Source organism: Tritonibacter scottomollicae (genome assembly GCF_003003215.1).
GTDB lineage: Bacteria > Pseudomonadota > Alphaproteobacteria > Rhodobacterales > Rhodobacteraceae > Epibacterium > Epibacterium scottomollicae.
This window is the reverse complement of record NZ_PVUF01000002.1, coordinates 151,574-175,870: the sequence shown is the minus strand read 5'-3', so window position 1 is coordinate 175,870 and position 24,297 is coordinate 151,574. Positions and strand designations below refer to the sequence as shown.

The window sequence follows — 24,297 nt, the reverse complement described above, 5'->3', positions numbered from 1 at the left end:
GGCCGGCCCGTTTGTCTTCACCTGCGCGCTCCCGGGATTGTTTGCATCACCTCTTGGTGGTAGCCCCGCAGCACAGAGGATGCAACGGTAGGCCCATGACCCAAACGCTCACGCTACTTGGATTGGAAAGCAGCTGCGATGACACTGCGGCGGCTATTGTGCGCCAAAAGACAGATGCGCGCGCAGAGATCCTGTCATCGGTGGTCTTTGGCCAAACCGCACTGCACAGCGCCTTTGGCGGCGTGGTGCCGGAGATCGCCGCCCGCGCCCATGCGGAAAAGCTCGACAGCTGCGTGCGTGATGCGCTGGCAAACGCTCAATTGACGCTGGACGACCTCGACGCAATCGCCGTGACCGCCGGACCGGGCTTGATCGGTGGCGTAATGTCGGGCGTGATGTGCGCCAAGGGGATTGCCGCTGCAAAGGGCCTGCCACTGGTCGGGGTCAATCACCTTGCGGGCCATGCGCTGACGCCGCGCCTGACGGATAATATCGCCTATCCTTATCTGATGCTACTGGTCTCCGGTGGCCATTGCCAATACCTGATCGTCCGCGGGCCAGAGGCGTTTTCGCGCCTCGGCGGAACCATTGACGATGCCCCGGGTGAAGCCTTTGACAAGACCGCACGTCTGCTCGGCTTGCCGCAACCCGGGGGCCCTTCGGTACAGGCCGAGGCGGAACACGGAGATCCCAAACGGTTCCGCTTTCCCCGCCCGCTGCTGGACCGCCCGGATTGCAACCTGTCCTTTTCCGGGCTGAAGACTGCATTGATGCGGATGCGGGATCAGATCGTGGCCGAGAAAGGCGGGCTGACCCGGCAGGACCGCGCCGACCTCTGCGCCGGATTTCAGGATGCCATTGTCGACACTTTGGTGAAGAAAACCCGTCGCGCGCTTGATCTCTACCTTGCCGAAAATCCTTCTGCTCCAACTTTGGCCGTGGCCGGAGGCGTTGCTGCCAACACTGCGATCCGAGGGGGACTAATGACGCTTTGTGCCGAGTTAGAGACTGATTTCATGGCGCCCCCCTTGGCGCTCTGCACCGACAATGCCGCGATGATCGCCTATGCGGGGCTCGAGCGCTTTCGCAACGGGGCACGTGATGGCATGGATCTGATCGCCCGGCCCCGCTGGCCGCTGGATCAGACCAGCCCGGCCCTCATCGGCAGTGGCAAGAAAGGGGCAAAGGCATGAGCGTCGCGGTTCTTGGCGCCGGGGCATTTGGCACCGCCTTGGCCATCTCTCTGTCCCGCAAGGCCCCGACAACGCTCTGGTGCCGAGACGCCGATCACGCGGCAGAGATGCAAGCCGCACGCGAAAACAGCCGCCGTTTGCCCGGCGCTCCCCTGCCCGATGGGCTGACCGTGACCTCGGATGTTAGCAGCTTTGAGGCGCATGACACGTTGCTCCTTGCCGTACCGATGCAAAAGATGCGCGCGTTTCTGATGCAACATCGCGCAGTGCTGGCCAACAAGACTCTGGTGGCCTGCTGCAAGGGGATCGAACTTGACAGCGGGCTTGGTCCGGTCTCCGTCCTGCGCGAAGCGGTCCCAGAGGCCACGGCAGCATTGCTGACCGGCCCCAGCTTTGCCGCCGACATCGCCCAGGGCCTACCTACCGCGCTGACCTTGGCCTGCGCGCCGGACGGCATGGGCGAAGCCCTGCAAACCACGCTGTCGACCAGTAACCTGCGCCTCTACCGCACCACGGATCTGGTGGGGGCAGAGATCGGTGGTGCACTGAAGAACGTCATCGCCATCGCCTGCGGTGCTGTCATCGGCGCTCAGCTGGGCGACAGCGCCCGTGCCGCGCTGATGACCCGCGGCTATGCTGAAATGCAGCGATTGGCGCTGGCACGCGGGGCAAAACCCGCAACGCTTGCGGGCCTGTCAGGGTTCGGCGACCTCACGCTCACCTGCAGCTCCGAGCAGTCGCGCAATTTCCGCCTTGGGCTCAGCCTTGGGCGGGGCGAAGAATTTGATCCCGCAATCACCGTTGAAGGTGCAGCCACCGCCCGGGCCACCGCGCAAGCTGCCCAGAAGATGGGGCTGGAGATGCCGATCACGCAAACGGTAACCAATTTGCTGGATCAAAGGTTGACGATCGCCGAGGCTGTGGATCAATTACTTAAAAGACCACTCAAAGAGGAATAAAATGCTCATTGCATTGATTGCCCGCGACAAACCGGATCACCTGCAAACTCGTCTCGACAACCGCACGGCGCATCTCGCCTATATCGAGGAGACCGGCGTGGTGGCGCAAGCGGGCCCGCTGCTCGATCAAGCTGGCGAGATGGTCGGCTCCCTCATTATCCTTGACGTAGATGACATGACCGTAGGTGAGGCCTGGGCCGCGAACGATCCCTACAACAAGGCCGGATTGTTCGAGGCCGTCGAGCTGATCACATGGAAGAAGGTCATCGGCTGATGGCGTATTGGCTGTTCAAATCCGAACCGAACACCTGGGGCTGGGACGATCAGCTTGCCAAGGGGGACGCGGGCGAGGAATGGGACGGCGTACGCAACTATCAAGCCCGGAACTTCATGCGCGAGATGAAACTGGGGGATCGCGGCTTCTTCTATCACTCGCTGAAGGAAAAGTCTGTCGTCGGTATCGTCGAGGTCTGCACCGAGATCCACCCCGACAGCTCCACCGAGGACCCGCGCTGGGAATGCGTAGACATCAAGGCGGTGCGGGCCTTCACCCAGCCGGTTACGCTGGAGCAGATCAAGGCTAATTCGGCGCTGGTAGACATGGTATTGGTGAAAAACTCCCGCCTTTCCGTGCAGCCAGTTACAGATGCAGAATGGCAGGAGATCTGTAAGATGGGGAAAACAAAGGCAGATTAACAGGACTGGTTATTCTGTCACTCCCGCATCTAGCCTAGCCTCACGGGTAGGGTGCAAGATCATGAACCTTCTCTACGCATTCATAGTCGCCTGAGCGGGTTTGGGCTTCGGTCTTTCTTTATCATGGCTTGGATTGCGTCCATCTACATTTGCGGCATACGCTCAAGGATGCCGACACACATTGAAGATGGCTATGCATTTATCGCAGATACGATTATCGGATCTGCACTGACGCACCCAAGCCGCAATGACAAAAGGCCGCTGACTGATGCCGCGGCCTTCTGCACACTCGACGCCCACTCCCACCGCGCACGTCCAAAGATATTCTCGCGCAAGTTGCGCTTACCTTCTTCTTACCTCGGTAGAGCTGTGCACGGCAATTGGCGCGACATTGCAAAGTCATTAAAACCCGACTGAACTGGTAGGCGCTCGTGGCGAATTGCCTGAACAAAGTTAGCCGTAGACAGCCTCTTTGCCGAAATGTTTCGTCAGCATGTAGTAGACGACAGCGCGATATTTATTGCGCTCGGATTTTCCGTAGGTTTCGACCACCTTGTTGATTGCATCCAAGAGCTCTGGGCCATCCCGCAACCCCAGTTTCTTGATCAGGAAGTTCGCCTTGACCGTTTCCAGCTCCTCGGGTTGGCTGGACGCCACAGTGGATGCATCCGCATTGTAAATCGCGGGCCCACACCCAATTGTCACCTTGGTAAGAAGGTCCATATCCGGGTTCATACCGCATTTGGTTTTCAGATCGTCCGCATATTGCGCAATTAGGTCTTCACGCTTTCCCATCGTCACATTCTCCTGTCTTTGGCCTTCTGCGTCTTTGGCAGAGTTATAGTGACCTGACGGTAGGAGGGTTTCTGAAGCCAACAAAGGGTTTTTTCTTCGAGTTCGGTGTCAGAAATGCGCAGCGGGATGGTGGGTGGGGCGATGTTCCGCCAGAACGAGCGCCGGACAGCATCACACAAAAAACCCGGCGCGAAACGCCGGGTTTTCCAATTTTCCAAATGTCTCACTACTCAGTAGCGGTAGTGCTCCGGCTTGAACGGACCTTCGGGTTTTACGCCGATATAGGCTGCCTGCTCCGGTGTCAGTTTGGTCAGTTTTGCACCGACACGCTCCAGATGCAGAGCCGCGACCTTCTCATCGAGATGCTTGGGCAGGATATAGACCTTATTGTCGTAATCATCACCACGAACCCAAAGCTCGATCTGCGCCAGAACCTGGTTGGTGAAGGACGCCGACATCACAAACGACGGGTGACCGGTGGCATTACCGAGGTTAAGCAGGCGACCCTCGGACAGCAGAATGATCCGATTGCCAGAAGGCATCTCGACCATATCCACCTGTTCCTTGATGTTGGTCCACTTGTGATTCTTCAGGTTGGCGACCTGAATTTCATTGTCGAAGTGACCAATATTGCCAACGATGGCCATGTCCTTCATCTCGCGCATATGCTCAATGCGCAGGATGTCCTTGTTGCCGGTGGTGGTGATGAAGATATCCGCATCCAGAGCTTCTTCCAGCAAGACCACCTCATAGCCGTCCATCGCAGCCTGCAGCGCGCAGATCGGATCTGCTTCGGTCACTTTGACACGCGCGCCAGCGCCGCTCAAGGACGCAGCAGAGCCTTTGCCCACGTCGCCATAACCACAGACAACCGCGACCTTGCCCGCCATCATTGTATCGGTGGCGCGGCGGATGCCGTCCACGAGGCTCTCTTTACAGCCGTATTTGTTGTCGAACTTCGACTTGGTGACAGAATCGTTCACGTTGATGGCCGGGAAGGGCAGCTGGCCCTGTTTCACCAGCTCATAGAGACGGTGAACACCGGTAGTGGTCTCTTCCGATACGCCCTTGATCTGATCGCGCATCTTGGTGAACCAGCCGGGGGATTGCTCCATCCGCTTCTTGATCTGCGCTTTGATCGCTTCTTCTTCTTCGGAGGTGGGCACCGAAATCACGTCTTCGCCCGCTTCAGCGCGCGCGCCCAACAAAATGTAGAGCGTCGCATCGCCACCATCGTCGAGGATCAGGTTTGGCCCCTCGGGGAACTGGAACGACTTGTCGAGGTAGTCCCAGTGTTCTTCCAGGCTCTGACCCTTGATCGCAAAGACCGGCACGCCCGCCTCGGCGATCACAGCGGCTGCGTGATCCTGCGTCGAGAAGATGTTGCAGGAAGCCCAGCGCACGTCAGCGCCCAGCGCCACCAGGGTTTCGATCAGGACAGCGGTCTGGATCGTCATATGCAGCGAGCCGACGATGCGAGACCCTTTCAGGGGCTTCTCTTCACCGTATTCTTTGCGCAGCGCCATCAGGCCCGGCATTTCGGTCTCCGCGATGTCCAGCTCTTTGCGGCCAAAGCCCGCCAGCGAAATGTCCTTGACGATGTAATCTCCGGCCATTTTCTGCTCCGTATAAATGTTCCACAGGTACTTGGGTCGTGAGGTAACACCCCAATGGTTTACAAGCAACGAAGATGGGTGAGTATTGGCGCTCCCTACTCTGGAGCCAAGACAGAACAGCGATAAGAAGCCTGAGAATCTCTGAGGTCCCAGAAACGTCAGTGGCGCCAGAAATTGGTCGCATCTCCCTCACCACAGTCACTCCGAACTCTGACGAAACCACGCCGGATGCAACGAGGCCAATCACCGCAAAGCCAAGGTTCACAGGAGATGGTTCGCTCCTCCCTTCCACAGCATTGCACTGTGGGTTTGCAACCGCAATCCGACCGGGATAGCTAGGACCAATTGCGACTACGACGGATTTATCATGGCCCCGAAACCTCCACGCGCCTGGCAACGCATGTTGTCCGGACGCCGCCTTGATCTGCTGGACCCGACTCCTGTTGATATCGAAATTGAGGATATCGCCCACGGCCTTGCTTTTGTGGCGCGCTGGAATGGGCAGACACGGGGTGACTTTGCCTATTCCGTCGCCGAACATTCGTTGCTGGTGGAGAATATCCACGGTCGCATGTTCCCCAAGGCCCCCCTCAAATGGAAGCTTGCGGCCCTTCTGCATGACGCACCGGAATACGTGATTGGCGACATGATCTCTCCGGTGAAAGCTGCTGTTGGGTCAGGCTACGGCGATCTGGACGCTCGACTGACGGCCGCAATCCACATTCGCTTTGGCCTGCCCGCCGCCCTGCCAAAGACGGTGAAAGCGCAAATCAAACGGGCCGACAAGGTGTCAGCCTGGATGGAAGCGGTTCAAATCGCGGGATTTTCCGAAAGCGAGGCCACAAAGGTCTTCGGGAGACCAAACGCAGATCTGATTGAGGATCTTGATATTCACCTCAGACCACCTGTGGACGTCCGGCGGGATTTCGTTGCCCGCCACGAAGAGCTGCTATGCCAGCTCTGAAACTCGTCCAATAATCAGCTTCGGCTTTTTTCGGCTTCACGGGCCTGTCGACGGGCCTTCCGCGCGGCTCTGCGGGCGCGCCGCTCCGCGCGCTCAGCCTGTTCGCGCGCTTGCCGGAACTCCGGCGACTCTACAAATCGGTTACTCTTGATGCCTTTGTCCGTCAGCACCTGCTCACGCGCCGCGTCATCCAGAACCGGCCAATCACCATCACCGGAGATGAAACCACCCGCCTTCAACTGACGCCCGATCAGGGAGTGGTCCAGCTCGCCAAAGCTCAACCGGCTGGAGCGTTGGTTGTTCTTGGGGACCCATTCGGTGCGCAGCGCTCCGATCACCAAAGGATCGCATTTGCAGAAGTGACGGACGTTGTTTGTCAGCAGGGTATGCGCCGTGGACTTGCGCCGCAGCACCATGGCGACCTTCTGGTCCGGCCGCCCGACCATTGCAAAGAGGTGCAGCGCAGAGCCATCAGCGGCAATAACATATTTTGCCGCCTTGTAGCGGGCCAATTGGGCGCTCAGGCTGTGCTCCTGCGGGTGATAGATTTCATAGCCCTCAGCAGCCAGATAGTCTTCCATCTGCTCCTCACCAAGCAGGCCGCCTTTGCCCAGTCCTAATTTTGACCGGGAGATATAGAGCTTTTCGGGACCTTCAGGGCGCACATCGCGCGCAAACCGCGCATGTATCGCGTTCCGGTACTTTGGCGTCGCCTCGGTAATCGCGCCCAGACCGAAGCCCTGACCGGGCACCACCAACTCCTCCACCTGCGCCGGATCTGCGGCAACACGGATCGCAAGCCCGTCCTGCATCAGGCCCAGAAATTCCGAGTGAAACCCGCGCACCTGATCCCGCACGGCCGGGCGCTTGGGAATGAAGAGCACGCCATCCACCGGTGTGTCCAAGTTCTCCAATGCCCAGAGGCGCGCCGTGCTCTCCACCAGGAAATGCCCGAAATGCGCCCAGAGCACGCCTCCCCAGAGCCAGCGACCAGGAATTTTCTCCGCGACATTCTGCGGCATCTCGGGTTCGGTTGTGATTGCGCGGTGCCGTCGCCACAGCGCCCCCTGTGGGCAATAGCTGCCATCCGCGTGTAACACGCCTGCGGCCTGCACCATGCTGCTCTCCACTGGCGGCACGACAATGGCGCCGCGCAGGGTTGTCATGGATTCCGACCATCCGCCCTTCGGCGAGGGTAATATCGTCGGATCCAAATCGCCACGCATGGTCATCGGCAGCCCTACTTCGGACTACGCTTGGCAAGGATGCGTTGCAGTGTACGTCGATGCATGTTCAGGCGCCGCGCGGTTTCTGACACATTGCGATCACACAGCTCATACACCCGCTGGATATGTTCCCAGCGCACCCGGTCCGCGCTCATCGGGTTGTCCGGTGGTGGTGGCAGCGCATCATCCCCTGCCAGAAGCGCATTGGTGATGTCCGTGGCATCTGCCGGCTTCGACAGGTAATCAGTCGCACCGATTTTCACCGCGGCCACGGCAGTGGCGATCGCACCATAGCCCGTCAGCACAACAATGCGGCTGTCGGGACGTTTTTCCCGCAGAACCTCCACCACATCGAGGCCATTTCCATCCTCAAGACGCAAATCCACCACGGCATAGGCCGGCGGTCGTGCAGAGACGATCGCTTGTCCTGAGGCAACTGAATCCGCGGTCTCAACTGCAAAACCACGTTTCTCCATTGCCTTGGCCAACCGGCGCAGAAATGGCTCGTCGTCATCGACCAACAGTAGCGAGGGATCAGGTCCAATTGCGGACTGTGCTGCTTCGGCCATTCACTTTCCTTCCAGCGTCAAGCGCATTTGTTATTTGAGATACTACGTCGCGGATCCGAAACGTCAAATCTCTGCTGTGCATTAGCTGTTGTCGATGAAACAGGCGACACGCTCCGCCATCTGTTCGGGCGTCACGTCGCGGCGGAAAAAATCCACAAAACCATGTTCGGGCAGCACGAGGTAGGACATGGTCGTGTGATCCACGAGATAGTAGTCCTCATCCCCGTCCTGCGCCTTGTAATAGGTCTTATAAGCTTGGCTGGCGGCTTTCACCTGTTCAGGTGACCCGGTGAGACCGATCATTTTCTCGTGCAGGTTAAAGGCAAAATCTCCAACCACTTCTGGTGTGTCACGCTTGGGGTCGATCGAGATGAAGACCGGCGTGGTCGAGTAGCCCTTATCAGACAGCATATCCACCGCTTCAGCATTGCGCGCTGTATCGAGCGGGCAGACGTCCGGACAAAATGTATATCCGAAATAAAGAATCGAAGGTTCGGTGATCACATCCGTGTCGGTCACGGTTTCGCCTTTTGCATTCACCAATTCAAAAGGCCCGCCAATAGCACCGCTGCCACCTGCGACCGCACTCGCCCGGCATTGCGCGAATGCATCGTCCGAACCGCTCCCGCGCAGGGTCATGTACCAAACGCCACCCAGCACAGCGACGATGCCAGCGAACGCCAGAATTGCAATATTTCGAACCATGTCTCGTTTCCTCATAGAGCTGCACGGGATAGACACGCTGGGAAGACGTGCCGCAGTTGAACCCGGTTGGCGCTAGACCTATCAACAATTACCGGCGATGCAACGGGAGCAAACGTCACATGAGCGAAACCACTTTTGGATTGATGGGTGGCCAGGAACGCAGCCATTGGATTCGCCTGCGCACGTTGATCGTATTACGCTGGGTCGCGATCATCGGCCAAGCTACGGCGATCATCGCGGCGCAAACACAGTACAACCTGCAACTTTCGGTATTGCCTTGCTATTTCGCGATCGGAGTCTCGGCTCTGGCCAATCTGGTTGCGCTCATCGTGTTTCCGGAAAACAAGCGGCTGTCGGAGTTCCAGAACTTTCTGATGGTGCTGTTCGATCTGCTCCAGCTGTGCTTCCTGCTCTATATGACCGGAGGTCTGAACAACCCCTTTGCGCTGCTTGTTCTGGGCCCCGTGACAATCTCGGCCACCGTGATGGGGCTGCGATCAACCCTGATCATCGGGGCAAGTGCGATCTTCTTGGTTTCGCTCCTTGTTCCGCTGCATATCCCTTTGGAAACAGCAGAGGGCACAATCTTGCGCATGCCGTCGCTGTTCGTCTTTGGCCACTGGTGTGCGCTGGTCATCGCCATCCTCTTTATCGGGGCGTATTCCTATCGGATCAGTGCAGAAATCCGGTCGATGTCCGATGCGCTGGCAGCAACGCAATTTGCCCTGTCGCGCGAGCAAAAGCTGACGGACCTCGGCGGAGTGGTTGCAGCAGCGGCTCATGAGCTCGGGACACCGCTTGCCACTATCAAGCTGACAAGTTCGGAGTTGATCGAGGAGCTCGATGAGCTGCCCGAACTTCAGGAAGACGCACGGCTGATCCGTGAGCAGGCTGATCGCTGCCGTGACATCCTTCGGAGCATGGGGCGAACGGGCAAGGATGACCTGCATCTGCGTCAGACCCCTTTGTCCGCGTTGATGCATGAGGCTGCCGAACCACATTTCGACCGGGGCAAGGACATTCGCTTCAGTGAACATCCCGCTGACGAGGACGCCCTGCACCAGCCCAGCATTCTGCGCAAACCAGAGATCATCCACGGGCTGCGCAACCTTGTGCAGAACGCCGTGGACTTTGCGCAAACGACGGTCTGGATCGAGCTGCATTGGAGCGCTGATCATATCACGGTGCGGATCTGCGATGATGGCAATGGATTCCCCGGCCATCTGCTAGGTCGTCTGGGTGACCCGTTCATGCGGCGGCGGTCAACGCATTCTGATCGCAGTAAACGCCCAGGATACGAAGGCATGGGTCTGGGCCTATTTATCGCAAAAACACTTCTCGAACGCACGGGTGCACGGCTGGAGTTTGCAAATGCCCGCGACGTTCGAATTTCTCATAATCTGGCGCCCTCGCAAAATGGCGCACTTGTCGTTGTCACTTGGCCCCGACGCAAAATCGATGCCATCAGCGGCGACACTCCGGTTCCAGCCGGAAAAAACGTCCCGTTACAATTTTAACAATTCACTTTTGGTAAACCAGTTAAACTTCGCTTAACCATTGTCAGAGAACATAAGGCTCAAGGAGAACAAGCGAGGCTGTGTCCATGCAAGATTTGATGTCCGTTGAGTGGTTTATTCTGGCGAGCCTTTGCATCGCCAGCGCAGCCGTTGCGGTCTGGTTCCTTAATCCAAAGACGGAACGCAAGGGCATGGAGCAGGATCTTCTGCTGGCCGATGGACGCACCGATGCCGTGTTCCTCTTCGACGATCAGACGCTGATTGCCTGGTCGTCCGGTGCCCGCAAATTCCTTGGTGAAAATGCCGACGATTTCAGCTGGACCAAACTGCGCGACAAACTATCCCGCAGCTATCCTGGCCTGCCACAATCCCCCGGCTTTCTGCGCGATGTCGGCTCTCTGACACTCTCCGGCACCGCAGAGGCAGACAGCCGCGAAGCCCATTGCGAGTGGATCGATGGCGTCACCCGCGTGCAATTGCGCCGCACCTCGACCGAGCTGGGTCAGGCGGGAGATGATCAGGAGCTGACAACCCTGCGCGCCGCCGTACACCAGGCCCCCTACCCGGTCTGGCTGCAGTCCGATGACGCCCGCGTCACCTGGACCAATCTCGCCTATGACCGTTTGAACCAGAAAATCCGTGGCCGCGGCAATGATACCTCGGCGCCGTTGTTTCCCAACCTCGATGCGCCGATGAACAGCGGTCGGCCAGAACGGGTCTCGATCGAGCTGCCGGAAACCGATAAGAAGCTCTGGTACAATGTCTCCACCACCGAGACCGAAGCCGGCTGGCTCTGCCACGCGATGGATGTGAATGCCGTTGTCGATGCGGAGGTGGCCCAGCGGAACTTTGTTCAGACCCTGGCCAAGACCTTTGCCCAGCTTTCGATCGGCCTGGCGATCTTTGACCGCAACCGCCAATTGGTGCTGTTCAACCCTGTATTGATCGACCTGACCGCGCTGCCCGCAAGCTTCCTCAGCTCACGCCCCAATATGATGTCCTTCTTTGACCGCCTGCGCGATCAGCGCATGATGCCGGAACCAAAGAACTATTCCAGCTGGCGTCACCAAATGGCGGATCTGCTCGAAGCCGCAGCTGAAGGACGTTATCAGGAAACTTGGTCGCTTCCCTCGGGATCGGTCTACTCGGTCTCTGGCCGTCCGCACCCCGACGGGGCGATCGCCTTCCTGTTTGAGGATATCACCGCAGAAATCACCCTGACCCGTCAGTTCCGTTCCGAACTGGAGCTGGGCCAGTCGATCCTCGATCACATTGACGATGCCTTTGCAGTCTTCGGCACCGATGGCAGCATGGTCTACTCCAACACCGCATACCACCACATGTGGAAGACCGACCCGGAAGCGAGCTTTGCCAAGGTCTCCATCGCCGATGCCTGCCGCACCTGGCAGGAACTGTCGGGACCGACCCCGACCTGGGGTGAGGTGCGCGATTTTGTCGCCGGTGGCACCGAAGATCACAGTGACTGGTGGTCGCGTGTGGAAATGCGCAACGGCGACCATATGATTTGTCGGGTTCAATCGCTGCAGAATGGCTCCACCATGGTGCGTTTCCAGAAGGTTGGCGCGCCACTGGCCCCGCCAGAACAAGAGCGGTTTGCCGCGTCGAAGGAAGCCTGAACCCGCTTGCGGAGCCTCGCGCGCACCGTCATTGTGGCGCCATGATACAGAGCTCCGCGACCTGCAGTTTGCCCAGCAGCGCTGCAACCACAGAACTGGCCCAACGCATCGCCCGGATCCTTCTTCCGGGCGATGTCGTCTTGCTTGAGGGACCGATCGGCGCGGGCAAGACGCATTTTGCCCGCAGCCTGATCCAGTCCTTGCTGGAAGTGCCCGAGGATGTGCCCTCTCCCACCTTCACGCTGGTGCAAACCTACGATGTGTCCTGCGGGGAACTTTGGCACGCGGATCTCTATCGTCTGTCGCATGTGGACGAGGTCGAGGAACTCGGCCTCATCACCGCCTTCGATGATGCGATCTGCCTGGTGGAATGGCCCGACCGGCTGGAAGAGTTGCGCCCGGACACGGCGCTGACTCTGCGCCTGTCGCTCGACGAGACCGCCGATGACGCGCGCCATGCCGAGCTGAGCTGGCAATCCGAGAGCTGGGCGCAACGTCTCGAAGGGATTCTCTCATGAGCACCCGTAACGGTGAGATCACCGCGTTTCTGACCGCAAGTGGTTACGACAGCTGGACGGCCAAACCGCTGGCCGGGGATGCCTCCAGCCGCCGCTACCAGCGGCTGACGTCGGAGAGGGGCGCCAGTGCCATCCTGATGGACTGGCCGCCCGCAGACGGCGGCGACACACGACCCTTTGCCGACCTGGCAGAGAACTTGCGTCACAAAGGCGCCTCCGCCCCGGACATCATCGCCCGGGACCACGCGCGCGGGCTCTTGTTGATAGAAGATCTCGGAGACGCGCTTTTTACCGAGGTCATCGCGCAGGATTCCTCCGCCGAAATGCCGCTCTATCGGGCCGCGACCGATCTGCTGGTACATCTTCAGGACACGCCCGTGGCCGACCTGCCCCCACTTGGCCCTCGGATCATGGCCGAGATGACCTCGCTGGCCTTCAGAGAATATCGCCAGACCGTCCTTGGCGATCCGGCAGAGAGTGTGCAGGCGCGATTTGAGAATCGGTTCGAGGATATCCTGCGTGAACATCTGCAGGGCGACATGGTGTTCGTGCATCGCGACTACCACGCACAGAACCTGCTGTGGCTGCCCGAACGCGCGGGCATCGCGCGGGTCGGGGTGATTGATTTTCAGGACGCAAAGCTGGGGCATCGCGCCTACGATTTAGTGTCCTTGCTGCAGGACGCCCGTCGCGACGTGCCCGCCGGGGTCGAACTGCAGATGATCGATCATTACATCCACGCCACCAACATAGATGACTCGGCTTTCCGCAGCGCCTATGCGGTCATCGGAGTGCAACGCAATATGCGCATCCTTGGCATTTTTGCCCGCCTGTCGCAGAACGCGGGCAAGCACCACTATATCGACTACGTGCCACGGGTTTGGGCCCATTTCGAGCGCGGCCTGAACCATCCGGCCCTCGCACCCGTAGCGGAGGAGCTGCTAAGCGCCCTGCCCGCGCCCACACCCGACGCTCTGGAAAGGCTGCGCGCATGAGCTCGCCCACCGCCGTGATGATCTTTGCCGCAGGGTTCGGAACCCGTATGGGCGCCCTGACGGCTGATCGGCCAAAGCCGATGATCCCCGTTGCAGGACGTCCCCTGATCGACCACGCGCTGGATCTGGCCGCCGAGGTGCACCTGGAACGCATCGTGATCAATTCCCATTACAAGGCGGATGTCCTGCACGCCCATCTCGCACACCGCGACCTGCTGATCAGCCATGAGGCGGATCGGATCCTCGATACCGGCGGCGGATTGAAACAGGCGCGCCCGCTCCTGAACGCGAAGTCCGCCTATACGTTGAACCCTGACGTGACCTGGTCCGGCCCCAACCCGTTGCGCGTGTTGCAGGACATGTGGCGCCCGGATGATATGGATGCGCTGCTTCTCTGCGTGCCGACGGCGCGCGCTGTCGGGCGGCTGGGTTCGGGAGATTTTTCCACCGATGAGGCCGGTCACATCAGCCGGGGCGGTGACCTTGTCTACACTGGTGCGCAAATTCTCAAACTGGATCATATGGACCGGGTGGCGGAGACGGTGTTTTCTCTCAACCGGCTTTGGGATCTGATGATCTCCGACACACGGGCATCCGCTGTGGAGTATCCCGGCCATTGGTGCGACGTCGGCCGTCCAGAAGGCGTCACCCTCGCAGAAGAGATGATGGCAGGCGCAGATGTTTGATCCAGACCACAGCACCCCGCGGCTGTTTGCCGTGCCCTGCGGTGTGGACTTTCCGCGCGCATTGGTCGACGGGCTCAGACAACGGTTCGCCGATCACCCGCCCGAGGCGCTGGCGCGGGTCGAACTGATCCTCAACACCGAACGGATGAGCCGCCGGGTGCGGCAGCTGTTCGACAGCGGGCCGGCGGGACTCCTGCCACGAATATCGCTCCTCTCGGGTCTCAGCCGACAGGCCAACCTGCGCGGTCTGCCACCTGCCCTGCCGCCCCTGCGCCGCCGGTTGGAACTGTCGCAGCTGATCGCCAGATTGCTGGATGCGCAGCCGGATCTGGCCGCGCGCGCCTCGCTTTATGATCTCTCCGACAGCCTCGCCGAGCTGATCGACGAAATGCAAAGCGAGGGCGTCACCACAGACCAGATCCGTGCGCTGGATGTCTCTGATATGTCGGGGCATTGGAAACGGGCGCAGGATTTCATCGGGATCGCCGATCAGTTTGTGGACATGCATGAACACGCGCTCGATGTGAACGCCCGCCAGCGTCAGGTGGTCCTGGACCTGATCGCTGAATGGGAGCGCAGGCCGCCGCAACATCCGATCATCCTCGCAGGCTCCACCGGGTCGCGCGGCACCACGCTGTTGCTGATGGAGGCGATCGCCCGCCTGCCGCAGGGCGCCGTGGTGCTGCCCGGGTTCGACTTCGATCAACCAGCAGAGGTCTGGGACACTCTGACCGATGGGCTGGTTGCCGAAGACCACCCGCAGTACCGGTTCTGCAAGCTGATGCGGGATCTGGACCTTGGGCCCCGGGATATCCACCGCTGGGTCGACATGACGCCGCCCTCACTGCCGCGCAACCGTCTGGTGTCCCTCGCCCTGCGCCCTGCCCCGGTGACCGACGCCTGGATGAGCGAAGGCCCGCATTTGACGCAACTTGATCAGGCGACCGAGGCACTGACCCTGATCGAGGCCGACAGCCCACGCAGCGAGGCGCTAGCCATTGCCCTGCGCCTGCGCCAGGCCGCCGAGGACGGTCAAACCGCCGCGCTGATCACACCGGACCGAATGCTGACCCGGCAAGTCTCTGCCGCGCTGGACCGCTGGAACATCCTGCCCGACGACTCCGCCGGCCTACCCCTTCAGCTCTCGCCGCCGGGGCGTTTTTTGCGCCATGTGGCGGATCTGTTCTGCCGACCGCTGCAGGCGGACATGCTGCTGACCCTGCTGAAACACCCGCTGACCCATTCCGGCGAGGCGCGCGGACAGCACCTGTTGCACGCGCGCGATCTGGAACTACACATGAGGCGCTATGGCCCGCCGTTTCCGGACCAAGACAGCCTGATCGCATTCGGCTCCACCCGAGATCTTCTGCCCGGTTGGGCCGGTTGGCTGGCCCGGAGCTTTGCAGGGCGAGACCTGTCCGGCAGCCGCGCCCTCAGCGATTGGGTCACCGATCTTCGTCAGACTGCGGAGGTGATCGCTGCCGGATCGCAATCAGAGGGCACCGGCGAGCTGTGGGACAAGAAGGCGGGCATCGCCGCACGCGATGTGATCGACGAATTGCAGGCCGAGGCGCCACATGGCGGCGACATGACCGCGCGTGATTTTGCCGACCTTCTCGGCGCGGTCTTGTCGCAGGGCGAGGTCCGAGACCGCGATGCCCCTTATGGATCGATCCTGATCTGGGGCACGCTGGAGGCCCGTGTGCAGGGCGCGGATCTGGTGATCCTTGGCGGCTTGAACGAGGGCAGCTGGCCAGAGGCCGCACGCCCGGATCCCTGGCTCAACCGCAAGCTGCGACACGAAGCCGGGTTGCTGCTGCCGGAACGACGCATCGGCCTGTCGGCGCATGATTTCCAACAGGCGATCGCCGCGCCCGAAGTCTGGCTCACCCGGGCGGTACGGTCCGAAGAGGCCGACACCGTGCCCTCGCGCTGGCTCAACCGGCTGACAAATCTCCTGGGTGGTCTGCCGGATCAAGGCGGTCAAACCGCACTGTCCGCCATGCAGATGCGCGGTCAAGTCTGGCTCGACTGGGCCAGCGTGCTGGATGCGCCCCTGCCTACGCCACTCAGCCCGCGCCCCTCGCCGCGTCCGCCGGTTGCGGCACGGCCACGACGGTTGACCGTGACCGAGATCCCGAAACTGATCCGCGACCCTTACGCAATCTATGCCAAGCACGTGCTGCGCTTGCGCCCCGTCGACCCGCTCTTGCAGGAACCCGACGCATTGTTGCGTGGCACGGTAATCCACAAGGCATTGGAAGAGTTCATAAAATCGGCTCAAGAACGACCCGAAACCCTCTCGGCACAGGATTTCATTGAACAGTCACGTCGTATTCTTGAGGAGGATGTACCGTGGCCGGTCGCCCGTACCCTCTGGCTCACGCGACTGAAAAAGGTGGCCGATGATTTTGTGCGCGGTGAACACGAACGCCAGTCGCGCGCCCGCCCGTCGGGGTTTGAGAAATCTGGCAATGTGCGGCTTGATCCGCTCGATTTCGAGATCGCGGCCAAGGCCGACCGGATCGATGTAGACGACCGTGGCCTCTTGCATCTTTATGACTATAAAACCGGCGAACCACCCTCGGAGAAACAGCAGAAGTCCTTCGAAAAACAGCTGCTGATCGAGACAGCAATGGCCGAACAGGGTGCGTTTGCGGACTACGGTGCGGCCCGGGTGGAACGCGCACTCTATATCGGGCTGAAACCTCCCGTGAAAGAAGTCGCCGCGCCGATCCTTGATGAACCACCGGCCAAGGTCTGGGCGGAACTGCGCAGCCTGATCGAGGCCTATTTCGACGTTACCCAAGGATATAGCAGCCGTCGCATGGTACACCGCGATGACTTTTCCGGCGACTATGACCACCTCGCCCGTTACGGCGAATGGGACCGCAGTTCGGACCCGGTGCCCGAGGATCTGACATGAACCGCAACGCCGCCTCCGAAGCGCAGTTTCGCGCCGCCCGTCCCGATGCCTCCACCTGGCTTGCAGCCAACGCGGGATCCGGCAAGACCAAGGTACTGACAGACCGGGTTGCACGGCTGTTGCTGCGCGGAGTGGAGCCGCAGCACATCCTGTGCCTGACCTACACCAAGGCCGCGGCCAGCGAGATGCAGAACCGATTGTTCCAGCGGCTCGGCGAATGGGCGATGCTGCCGGATACCAAACTGCGGGCCGCGCTGGTGGATCTGGGCGCAGAGGACGCCGCATTGGGGGACGGCCTGGCACAAGCGCGGACGCTCTTTGCCCGTGCGATCGAGACCCCCGGCGGCCTCAAGATACAGACCATCCATTCGTTCTGTTCGTCACTCCTGCGGCGTTTCCCGCTGGAAGCCGGGGTGAGCCCACAGTTTTCGGAAATGGAAGATCGCGCCGCCGCGATGCTGCGGTCGGAGATCACCGAAGATATGGCGCAGGGACCAGACGCCCATGTGGTTGAGGCCGCATCCTATTACATCGGAGGGATGGATTTCGAGACGCTGACGGCAGAGATCTGCCGCCGACAAGCGGGTTTCAATCCCGATCTGAACCGCGACATGCTTGGCGAGGTGTTTGATCTGCCGAAAGGCTACAATCTGGACGCGCTGACGGCTGAGGTGTTTCTCGGCAATGAGGCGGAGATCCTGTCGCGCACGGTGGAGATGCTGAAGACCGGCGGGGCCACAGACGGCAAGAACGCCGAGAAGCTGGCGCGCATCACCGCGATCACGCCAGATGTGCTGCCACTGCTGGAGGATGTTTTCCTCACCGGCAAGGGGGCAAAAGAACCGTTCACCGCCAAGATCGGCAGCTTCCCCACCAAGAAGCTGCGCGAGAGCCATGGCGTTCTGATGGACCAGCTGGAGCCTTTCATGGCGCGGGTGGAAGCCGCCCGTCCGCGTCGCCTGGCCCTCGACGCGATGGACAAATCGCTGGTGCTGCATGATTTTGCCCGTGTGTTCCTCCCGGAATACGAGCGGCGCAAACAGCTGCGCGGTTGGCTCGATTTTGACGATCTGATCGTCAAGGCCCGCAACTTGTTGAATGATCCCGCTGTGGCGGCCTGGGTGCTGTACCGGCTGGATGGTGGCATCGACCATATCCTCGTGGACGAAGCACAGGACACCAGCCCGGTGCAATGGGACGTGGTGGAAAAGCTGGCGCAGGAATTCACCGCAGGCCTCGGCGCGCGTCAGGAAGTGGAGCGTACCATCTTTGTGGTCGGCGACAAGAAACAGTCGATCTATTCCTTTCAGGGCGCGGACCCGGACGCCTTTGACCGCATGCAGGCGGAATTTGGCCGCAGGCTGGAAGACACCGGCGACGGGCTGCAAAGCGCGAGCTTGGCGTTTTCCTTCCGCTCCTCGGCGGCGATCCTCGGGCTGGTCGACGTGGTGTTTGATGGGCAGGATCGCGCAGGCTTTGTGCAGGATGCCAAACACCAGGCGTTCAAATCCGACCTGCCAGGACGGGTGGACCTTTGGCCGCTGGTGGAAAAGACCGAGGACGAGGAGGACCGCGACTGGACCGATCCTGTTGATCGCCCCAGCCCGCGCCACCATGCGGTGATCCTGGCCGAACGCATCGCCGGGCAGATCAAGGAGATGATCGACAGCGGCGTGACCATCCCGGAAGATGGAGCCGAGCGCGGCACTTTCCAACGTCGCCCCGTGCATGCCGGGGATTTCCTGATCCTGGTGCAGCGGCGGTCCGACTTGTTTTCCGAGATCATCCGCGCCTGCAAGGCGGCAAACCTGCCGATCGCCGGGGCGGACCGGCTGAAGGTGGGGGCCGAACTGGCGGTCAAGGACATCGCGGCACTGTTGCGGTTCCTCGCTCTGCCGGAGGATTCCCTGTCGCTCGCCGAAGCGCTGAAATCTCCGATCTTTGGTTGGAGCGAACAGATGTTGTTCGACCTCGCCCATCGACGCACGGATATGCACCTCTGGCCCGCCCTACGTGCGCGCGCTGAGGAGTTTCCTGAAACGATGAAGATCCTGAACGATCTGCGTGGGCAGGCCGATTTCCTGCGCCCTTACGATTTGCTCGAACGCATACTGACACGCCATCTGGGGCGGGCCAAACTGCTGGGCCGCCTTGGCACCGAAGCTGAGGATGGCATCAACGCGCTGCTGTCTCAGGCGCTGGCCTATGAGCGCACCGAAGTGCCCAGCCTCACTGGGTTTCTCGTATGGATGCAGACCGATGATCTGGAGATCAAACGCCAGATGGGCGCCGCCAGTGCGATGATCCGAGTGATGTCAGTGCATGGGTCCAAGGGGCTGGAAGCGCCGATCGTGATCCTGCCGGACACCACCAAACGCCGCCCCTCTCCCCCGTCCGAAGTGATGGAGGTCGCAGGCACACCGCTGTGGCGGGTAAGCAGTGACCAGATGCCCCCCGCGATGGAGGCAGCCAAAGATTTTGCGCAGGAGAAACAGGCCAACGAACGGTTGCGGCTGCTGTACGTGGCGCTGACGCGGGCGGAAAAATGGCTGATCGTGGCCGGGGCTGGTGATCTCGATAAGGGCGGTGACAGTTGGTATCAGCGGGTCGAGGCTGCAATGAAGACCATGGGCGCCCTGCCCTGTGACGCCCCAGGCGGCGAGGGGCTAAGGTGGGCGCATGGGGACTGGGACGCCCTGCCCTTCGTGCCCTCCGACCTGACCGAAGAAGACGAAATCACCCTGCCGGAGGTTTTCCGCCGCGCCGCCTCGCCCTATGTCGCGCCCGCGGCCACCCTGCGCCCCTCCGAGGATCTGGGCGGTGCCAAGGCCCTGCCCGGTGACAGCGGCCTCAGCGAAGACGAGGCCAAGGCGCGTGGAACCGCGCTGCATCTGCTGCTGGAACATCTGCCCGAGATGCCCGAAGCCGAATGGGACAGCCGCGCCGAACAGATCACCCGGCATGAGGACTGGCAGGCCCTGTTGATGGAGGCGCGTCAGGTTCTGTCTGCGCCGGGCTGCGCCGAGGTCTTTGCCACGGATGCCCTTGCCGAAGTTGCAATTTCAGCAGATCTGGGTGCTGCGCGACTGCACGGGGTCATCGACCGGCTTGTCGTGACACCGGAGCGTGTGCTGGCGGTGGATTTCAAATCCAATGCGGTGGTGCCGAGCGCCCCCGGGGCCTGTCCCGAAGGCTTGTTGCGGCAGATGGGCGCCTATGATGCGGCGCTGCGCCAGATCTACCCGGACCGCAGAATCGAGACCGCAATCCTTTGGACGCGAACCGCCACTTTGATGCCGCTTCCGGTCACCTTGATCACACAGGCGCGTGAACGGGCTGGTTTCCAGCGACTGGAACCTTGACGCCGCCTGCCAGCGTCCATAGGTTCCGGGTCCAGTTGCCAAACTTCTCAGGAGACATCCCAATGTCCACCGTAGCCGTCACCGACGCGACTTTCGACGCCGAAGTCAAGAATTCCGATGTCCCCGTAGTGGTGGACTTCTGGGCCGAATGGTGCGGCCCCTGCAAGCAGATCGGCCCCGCTCTAGAAGAGCTGGCCGCCGAATATGATGGCAAGATCAAGATCGCCAAGGTCGACGTCGACAGCAACCCGAACGCTGCCGCCGCCATGGGTGTGCGTGGCATTCCCGCGCTCTTCGTCTTCAAAGACGGCCAGGTGGTCTCCAACCGCGCCGGCGCTGCCCCGAAAGCCGCGCTGAAGAGCTGGATCGACGAGTCCATCTGACTCAACCGATCACTGAAATAGAAAAAGGCGCGTCCCGCGGGAGGCGCCTTTTTTCATGGCTGATCGGCTCGCCAGCCCCGCACAAAGGAAAAGCCGCCCTGCGTCAGGACGGCTCTCACTTCACCGGATATGTCATCTGGGTTTAGATCGCTTGGATTTCGGCGCGGGTCAGGCCGATGTCTTCAAGCTGCGCGTCGGTCAGGGAGGACAGAGCCTTGCGGGTGATGCGGGCTTCGTTCCAGTCGGCCAGTTTGGTGCGCAGGTTGAAGAAGAAGTCGACTGCGCGCAGAACTGCGACAGAGCCGGCCGGTGCAATAACGTTGCTTGCGTTTGCCATGATCGTGTTCCTTGATAGATCCAGCCGACCCCTTGTCGGTTGTTGATGCTCATGTACGATCGTGCAGTGAGTCTCACAATTGCCCATTCCTCAGCCCCGGGATGCACTGGGCGCATAGCAATTAAGCAGTTTGTAAACAGTTGCGATATCCGCCGCGCACTGTCCCAGCAGAGCGCCGCCCTTGTGCCGGGGCAGTGATACTTCCATATAGGTCAGCAAAGAAACGGAGGCTTTTATGGCAGAGGATCAATTTCCCGGCTGGCACGGCACCACCATCATCGGCGTCCGCAAGGGCGGCGAGGTAGTTGTGGCCGGGGACGGTCAGGTATCGCTGGGACAGACCGTGATCAAGGGCAGCGCCCGCAAGGTGCGTCGTCTGTCGCCGGGCGGCTATGACGTGGTGGCGGGGTTTGCCGGGTCCACCGCCGATGCGTTTACCTTGCTGGAACGGCTCGAGGCCAAGCTCGAAGCCACGCCGGGTCAACTGCAGCGCGCCAGTGTCGAGCTGGCCAAGGACTGGCGCACCGATAAGTACCTGCAAAAGCTGGAAGCGATGCTGATCGTCACTGACGGCAAGGATCTCTACGTGATCACCGGCGCCGGCGATGTGCTGGAGCCAGAACATGACGTCGCGGCGATCGGCTCTGGCGGCAATTTCGCACTGGCGGCCGCCCGCGGCATGATGGACAGCGACCGCAATGCCGAAACCGTGGCACGGGACGCAATGGCGATCGCCTCGGAAATCTGCGTCTACACCAATGGCAATCTCACGGTAGAGAGCATCTCCAAATGATCTCGCGCGACGATCTCAGGGCGGCTGTCGGCTCCGGGCTGTTGTCCGAGGCGCAGGCGGTTTCCCTCACAGCGCTGGCGGACAGCCGTCGTGGCGCGCGCGAGGACCTGTCGCCCGGTGATGAACCGTTTGAACTGTTCAAAGGCTTCAACGAGATCTTCATTGTTGTTGGCCTGGTGATCCTCGCCATGGGCTGGGTTGCGGTGAACACCGCCTCCATGCTGACCGAGATCGTCAACTATCGGGCGCAGGCCACAACCGCGGCGCTGATCGGGGCTGTGCTGCTCTGGGGGCTTGCGGAGTATTTCATCCGCCGCCGTCGTATGGTGGCGCCTGCCATCGCACTGTCGGTGATGTTTGCGGGCAATGCCGCCACAGGCTTCATCGCCCAATATGCCCAGCCTTTCATGATCGCGCAGGAGGATTATTCCTCGCTGCCAATGGCCTTGAGCTTGTCGACGCTGGCGCTCTTTGTCTTCTGGTGGCGGTTCCGGGTGCCCTTTTCCATGGCGCTGATCGCGCTTGGCCTTTTTGCTGTGGCGCTGATTGTCGCGGCAGATCAATCTGGCGTGCCCACCGAACTGGGTGACCTGTTCCGCCTCAGCGCCAATGGCCCCTTCGCCTGGGTCACGCTTGTGGTGGGGCTTCTGGTCTTTGCCATTGCCATGGCCTTTGACCTCAGCGATCCGCATCGGGTGACCCGCCGTTCCGCACAAGGCTTCTGGCTGCATGTGGTGGCGGCACCGGCGCTGGTGAACACCATCGCGCTGTCGCTGCTCGAAGGCGACCAGGGCCTGATCCTGGCGCTGGTGCTTGGGATCTTTGCGCTCATCGCGATCGTGATTGATCGCCGGTCGTTCCTGATCACCGCCATCGGCTATATCGTGGCGCTCAGCACAACCGTCTTCGACAGCGAGGGCACCGGGATCAGCATCCTGGCGCTTGGCGTGGTTCTGGTGGTCCTTGGCGCCTTTTGGGCGAGGATCCGAGCCGCGCTGCTTTCGCTCCTTTCCGGCGTGCTGCCCCTTCACCGGCTGCCGCCCTCTCACTGACCTCAAGGGATAGACATGACTGATCTGACCCCCCGCGAAATCGTTTCCGAACTCGACCGGTTCATCATCGGCCAGAAGGACGCCAAGCGCGCCGTGGCCGTGGCCCTCCGCAACCGCTGGCGGCGTAAGCAGCTGCCAGATGACCTGCGCGACGAGGTGCACCCCAAGAACATCCTGATGATCGGCCCCACCGGGGTCGGCAAAACCGAGATCTCGCGCCGTCTGGCCAAACTGGCCCGCGCCCCCTTCATCAAGATCGAGGCCACCAAGTTCACCGAAGTGGGCTACGTTGGTCGCGACGTGGAGCAGATCCTGCGCGATCTGGTGGACACAGCCATCGTCCAGACCCGCGAGCACATGCGTGAAGATGTGAAATCCAAGGCGCACAAGGCCGCCGAGGACCGCGTTCTGCATGCCATCGCCGGTGAAGACGCCCGCGAGAGCACGCTCGACATGTTCCGCAAGAAGCTGAAATCCGGCGAACTCGATGACACGGTGATCGAGCTGGACATCACCGATACCTCAAACCCGATGGGCGGCATGTTCGAAGTGCCCGGACAGCCCGGCGGCAACATGGGGATGATGAATCTCGGTGATCTGTTCGGCAAAGCCATGGGCGGGCGCACCACGAAGAAGAAACTGACCGTCGCCGAAAGCTATGACATCCTGATCGGCGAAGAAGCCGACAAGCTGCTGGATGACGAGACGGTGACCAAGGCCGCATTGGAATCGGTGGAGCAGAACGGCATCGTGTTTCTTGACGAGATCGACAAAGTTTGTGCCCGCACCGATGCACGTGGCGGCGATGTCAGCCGCGAGGGTGTGCAGCGCGACTTGCTGCCACTGATCGAAGGCACCACCGTTAGCACCAAACATGGCCCCGTGAAGACCGACCATATCCTGTTCATTGCCTCCGGTGCCTTCCACATCGCCAAGCCCTCGGATTTGCTGCCGGAACTGCAGGGTCGCCTGCCGATCCGGGTCAACCTGCGCGCACTGAGTGAAGAAGACTTTGTCCGCATCCTGACCGAGACCGACAATGCGCTGACCCGTCAATACGAAGCGCTTCTGGGCACCGAGAAGGTCAAGGTCACCTTCACCAAGGACGGCATTCACGCGCTGGCGCAGATCGCGGCCGAGGTGAACCACAGCGTCGAGAACATCGGCGCGCGGCGTCTCTACACGGTAATGGAGCGGGTGTTCGAGGAAATCTCCTTTGCCGCGCCGGACCGCGGTGGCGAGGAAATCGTCGTAGATGAGGCCTTTGTTCACAAAAATCTCGGCGAACTCACCAAGTCTGCCGATCTCAGCCGCTACGTTCTCTAGATCTTTGCGCCAACTTCGCTACCTTGCCCGAGATATGTTCGG

At 60.8% G+C, this 24,297-nt stretch carries 22 protein-coding genes; 16 read left to right on the top strand and 6 right to left on the bottom strand.

The genetic code is table 11. From position 1 onward, the window contains the following. The first annotated feature begins 95 nt into the window (after positions 1-95). Genes tsaD through CLV89_RS04735 form a run of 4 tightly spaced genes read left to right on the top strand, consistent with a single transcriptional unit; the run spans position 96 to position 2,848 of the window. Positions 96-1,193 (top strand): tRNA (adenosine(37)-N6)-threonylcarbamoyltransferase complex transferase subunit TsaD, encoded by a 1,098-nt coding sequence (gene tsaD, locus CLV89_RS04750; RefSeq protein WP_106162496.1) that lies wholly within the window; start codon positions 96-98, stop codon positions 1,191-1,193. Then, positions 1,190-2,152 carry an NAD(P)H-dependent glycerol-3-phosphate dehydrogenase gene (locus CLV89_RS04745; protein WP_106162495.1) on the top strand — a complete coding sequence of 321 codons (963 nt, stop codon included), beginning with the start codon at positions 1,190-1,192 and terminating at the stop codon, positions 2,150-2,152. Before tsaD ends, CLV89_RS04745 begins: the two co-directional genes overlap by 4 nt. A 1-nt stretch (position 2,153) precedes the next feature. After that, positions 2,154-2,426, top strand: a complete 273-nt coding sequence (locus CLV89_RS04740) for a YciI family protein (protein ID WP_106162494.1) — start codon at positions 2,154-2,156, stop codon at positions 2,424-2,426. Next, positions 2,426-2,848, top strand: coding sequence for an EVE domain-containing protein (locus CLV89_RS04735; RefSeq protein WP_106162493.1), 423 nt, complete (start codon positions 2,426-2,428; stop codon positions 2,846-2,848). Before CLV89_RS04740 ends, CLV89_RS04735 begins: the two co-directional genes overlap by 1 nt. Before the next feature lie 453 nt (positions 2,849-3,301). On the opposite strand, the gene CLV89_RS04730 is transcribed toward CLV89_RS04735, so the two are convergent. Next, positions 3,302-3,643, bottom strand: a complete 342-nt coding sequence (locus tag CLV89_RS04730) for a DUF2853 family protein (RefSeq protein WP_106162492.1) — start codon at positions 3,641-3,643, stop codon at positions 3,302-3,304. 230 nt (positions 3,644-3,873) lie between these two features. Next, positions 3,874-5,259, bottom strand: coding sequence for an adenosylhomocysteinase (gene ahcY / locus CLV89_RS04725; protein WP_106162491.1), 1,386 nt, complete (start codon positions 5,257-5,259; stop codon positions 3,874-3,876). Between the two features lie 367 nt (positions 5,260-5,626). Here ahcY and CLV89_RS04720 point away from each other — a divergent pair, with 367 nt between their 5' ends. Then, on the top strand, positions 5,627-6,223 hold the full coding sequence (locus CLV89_RS04720; RefSeq protein WP_106162490.1) for an HD domain-containing protein: 597 nt from the start codon (positions 5,627-5,629) through the stop codon (positions 6,221-6,223). 14 nt (positions 6,224-6,237) lie between these two features. Here CLV89_RS04720 and CLV89_RS04715 read toward each other — a convergent pair whose 3' ends face one another. The 3 genes from CLV89_RS04715 to CLV89_RS04705 form a co-directional block, all read right to left on the bottom strand. Next, positions 6,238-7,389 (bottom strand): glycosyltransferase family 61 protein, encoded by a 1,152-nt coding sequence (locus CLV89_RS04715; RefSeq protein ID WP_341477104.1) that lies wholly within the window; start codon positions 7,387-7,389, stop codon positions 6,238-6,240. 74 nt (positions 7,390-7,463) lie between these two features. Then, complete coding sequence (locus tag CLV89_RS04710; protein ID WP_106162488.1) at positions 7,464-8,018, bottom strand: ActR/PrrA/RegA family redox response regulator transcription factor; 555 nt, start codon at positions 8,016-8,018, stop codon at positions 7,464-7,466. 81 nt (positions 8,019-8,099) lie between these two features. Next, positions 8,100-8,723, bottom strand: coding sequence for an SCO family protein (locus tag CLV89_RS04705; protein ID WP_106162487.1), 624 nt, complete (start codon positions 8,721-8,723; stop codon positions 8,100-8,102). Between the two features lie 119 nt (positions 8,724-8,842). Between CLV89_RS04705 and regB the strand changes: the two genes are divergently transcribed. The 8 genes from regB to trxA all read left to right on the top strand — a co-directional run bounded on the left by regB (position 8,843) and on the right by trxA (position 20,747). Continuing rightward, positions 8,843-10,240, top strand: coding sequence for a sensor histidine kinase RegB (gene regB / locus CLV89_RS04700; RefSeq protein WP_106162486.1), 1,398 nt, complete (start codon positions 8,843-8,845; stop codon positions 10,238-10,240). A gap of 86 nt (positions 10,241-10,326) precedes the next feature. Then, the gene (locus CLV89_RS04695; protein WP_106162485.1) at positions 10,327-11,877 is read left to right on the top strand and encodes a PAS-domain containing protein; all 1,551 of its coding nucleotides are present in this window, start codon (positions 10,327-10,329) and stop codon (positions 11,875-11,877) included. A gap of 41 nt (positions 11,878-11,918) precedes the next feature. Then, positions 11,919-12,395: a tRNA (adenosine(37)-N6)-threonylcarbamoyltransferase complex ATPase subunit type 1 TsaE gene (gene tsaE / locus CLV89_RS04690; RefSeq protein ID WP_106162484.1), complete on the top strand. Its 477-nt coding sequence runs from the start codon at positions 11,919-11,921 to the stop codon at positions 12,393-12,395. Then, positions 12,392-13,390: an aminoglycoside phosphotransferase family protein gene (locus CLV89_RS04685; protein WP_106162483.1), complete on the top strand. Its 999-nt coding sequence runs from the start codon at positions 12,392-12,394 to the stop codon at positions 13,388-13,390. The genes tsaE and CLV89_RS04685 overlap by 4 nt, the downstream gene beginning before the upstream one ends. Continuing rightward, the gene (locus CLV89_RS04680) at positions 13,387-14,076 is read left to right on the top strand and encodes a nucleotidyltransferase family protein (RefSeq protein ID WP_243394930.1); all 690 of its coding nucleotides are present in this window, start codon (positions 13,387-13,389) and stop codon (positions 14,074-14,076) included. Before CLV89_RS04685 ends, CLV89_RS04680 begins: the two co-directional genes overlap by 4 nt. Then, positions 14,069-17,002, top strand: coding sequence for a double-strand break repair protein AddB (gene addB / locus CLV89_RS04675; protein WP_106162482.1), 2,934 nt, complete (start codon positions 14,069-14,071; stop codon positions 17,000-17,002). The genes CLV89_RS04680 and addB overlap by 8 nt, the downstream gene beginning before the upstream one ends. Continuing rightward, the gene (addA, locus tag CLV89_RS04670) at positions 16,999-20,364 is read left to right on the top strand and encodes a double-strand break repair helicase AddA (RefSeq protein ID WP_106162481.1); all 3,366 of its coding nucleotides are present in this window, start codon (positions 16,999-17,001) and stop codon (positions 20,362-20,364) included. The genes addB and addA overlap by 4 nt, the downstream gene beginning before the upstream one ends. 62 nt (positions 20,365-20,426) lie before the next feature. Beyond that, a complete protein-coding gene (gene trxA, locus CLV89_RS04665; RefSeq protein WP_106162480.1) occupies positions 20,427-20,747 on the top strand; it encodes a thioredoxin in 321 nt (106 codons plus the stop codon). A 142-nt stretch (positions 20,748-20,889) separates the two neighbouring features. Here trxA and CLV89_RS04660 read toward each other — a convergent pair whose 3' ends face one another. After that, entirely contained in the window at positions 20,890-21,084 is a 195-nt protein-coding gene (locus CLV89_RS04660) for a DUF1127 domain-containing protein (protein ID WP_106162479.1), read from the bottom strand. A 235-nt stretch (positions 21,085-21,319) separates the two neighbouring features. On the opposite strand from CLV89_RS04660, the gene hslV reads away from it, so the two are divergent. Genes hslV through hslU form a run of 3 tightly spaced genes read left to right on the top strand, consistent with a single transcriptional unit; the run spans position 21,320 to position 24,255 of the window. Continuing rightward, entirely contained in the window at positions 21,320-21,877 is a 558-nt protein-coding gene (gene hslV, locus CLV89_RS04655) for an ATP-dependent protease subunit HslV (RefSeq protein ID WP_106162478.1), read from the top strand. Continuing rightward, on the top strand, positions 21,874-22,929 hold the full coding sequence (locus tag CLV89_RS04650; protein WP_106162477.1) for a hypothetical protein: 1,056 nt from the start codon (positions 21,874-21,876) through the stop codon (positions 22,927-22,929). The genes hslV and CLV89_RS04650 overlap by 4 nt, the downstream gene beginning before the upstream one ends. Positions 22,930-22,944: 15 nt before the next feature. Continuing rightward, positions 22,945-24,255 (top strand): ATP-dependent protease ATPase subunit HslU, encoded by a 1,311-nt coding sequence (hslU, locus tag CLV89_RS04645; RefSeq protein WP_106162476.1) that lies wholly within the window; start codon positions 22,945-22,947, stop codon positions 24,253-24,255. Positions 24,256-24,297 lie beyond the last annotated feature (42 nt).

Excerpts from the sequence above, each read along its gene's own strand:
- tsaD (WP_106162496.1), top strand. The coding sequence starts at position 96 with ATGACCCAAACGCTCACGCTACTTGGATTGGAAAGCAGCTGCGATGAC.
- CLV89_RS04745 (WP_106162495.1), top strand. The coding sequence starts at position 1,190 with ATGAGCGTCGCGGTTCTTGGCGCCGGGGCATTTGGCACCGCCTTGGCC.
- CLV89_RS04740 (WP_106162494.1), top strand. The coding sequence starts at position 2,154 with ATGCTCATTGCATTGATTGCCCGCGACAAACCGGATCACCTGCAAACT.
- CLV89_RS04735 (WP_106162493.1), top strand. The coding sequence starts at position 2,426 with ATGGCGTATTGGCTGTTCAAATCCGAACCGAACACCTGGGGCTGGGAC.
- CLV89_RS04730 (WP_106162492.1), bottom strand. The coding sequence starts at position 3,643 with ATGGGAAAGCGTGAAGACCTAATTGCGCAATATGCGGACGATCTGAAA.
- ahcY (WP_106162491.1), bottom strand. The coding sequence starts at position 5,259 with ATGGCCGGAGATTACATCGTCAAGGACATTTCGCTGGCGGGCTTTGGC.
- CLV89_RS04720 (WP_106162490.1), top strand. The coding sequence starts at position 5,627 with ATGGCCCCGAAACCTCCACGCGCCTGGCAACGCATGTTGTCCGGACGC.
- CLV89_RS04715 (WP_341477104.1), bottom strand. The coding sequence starts at position 7,389 with ATGACAACCCTGCGCGGCGCCATTGTCGTGCCGCCAGTGGAGAGCAGC.
- CLV89_RS04710 (WP_106162488.1), bottom strand. The coding sequence starts at position 8,018 with ATGGCCGAAGCAGCACAGTCCGCAATTGGACCTGATCCCTCGCTACTG.
- CLV89_RS04705 (WP_106162487.1), bottom strand. The coding sequence starts at position 8,723 with ATGGTTCGAAATATTGCAATTCTGGCGTTCGCTGGCATCGTCGCTGTG.
- regB (WP_106162486.1), top strand. The coding sequence starts at position 8,843 with ATGAGCGAAACCACTTTTGGATTGATGGGTGGCCAGGAACGCAGCCAT.
- CLV89_RS04695 (WP_106162485.1), top strand. The coding sequence starts at position 10,327 with ATGCAAGATTTGATGTCCGTTGAGTGGTTTATTCTGGCGAGCCTTTGC.
- tsaE (WP_106162484.1), top strand. The coding sequence starts at position 11,919 with ATGATACAGAGCTCCGCGACCTGCAGTTTGCCCAGCAGCGCTGCAACC.
- CLV89_RS04685 (WP_106162483.1), top strand. The coding sequence starts at position 12,392 with ATGAGCACCCGTAACGGTGAGATCACCGCGTTTCTGACCGCAAGTGGT.
- CLV89_RS04680 (WP_243394930.1), top strand. The coding sequence starts at position 13,387 with ATGAGCTCGCCCACCGCCGTGATGATCTTTGCCGCAGGGTTCGGAACC.
- addB (WP_106162482.1), top strand. The coding sequence starts at position 14,069 with ATGTTTGATCCAGACCACAGCACCCCGCGGCTGTTTGCCGTGCCCTGC.
- addA (WP_106162481.1), top strand. The coding sequence starts at position 16,999 with ATGAACCGCAACGCCGCCTCCGAAGCGCAGTTTCGCGCCGCCCGTCCC.
- trxA (WP_106162480.1), top strand. The coding sequence starts at position 20,427 with ATGTCCACCGTAGCCGTCACCGACGCGACTTTCGACGCCGAAGTCAAG.
- CLV89_RS04660 (WP_106162479.1), bottom strand. The coding sequence starts at position 21,084 with ATGGCAAACGCAAGCAACGTTATTGCACCGGCCGGCTCTGTCGCAGTT.
- hslV (WP_106162478.1), top strand. The coding sequence starts at position 21,320 with ATGGCAGAGGATCAATTTCCCGGCTGGCACGGCACCACCATCATCGGC.
- CLV89_RS04650 (WP_106162477.1), top strand. The coding sequence starts at position 21,874 with ATGATCTCGCGCGACGATCTCAGGGCGGCTGTCGGCTCCGGGCTGTTG.
- hslU (WP_106162476.1), top strand. The coding sequence starts at position 22,945 with ATGACTGATCTGACCCCCCGCGAAATCGTTTCCGAACTCGACCGGTTC.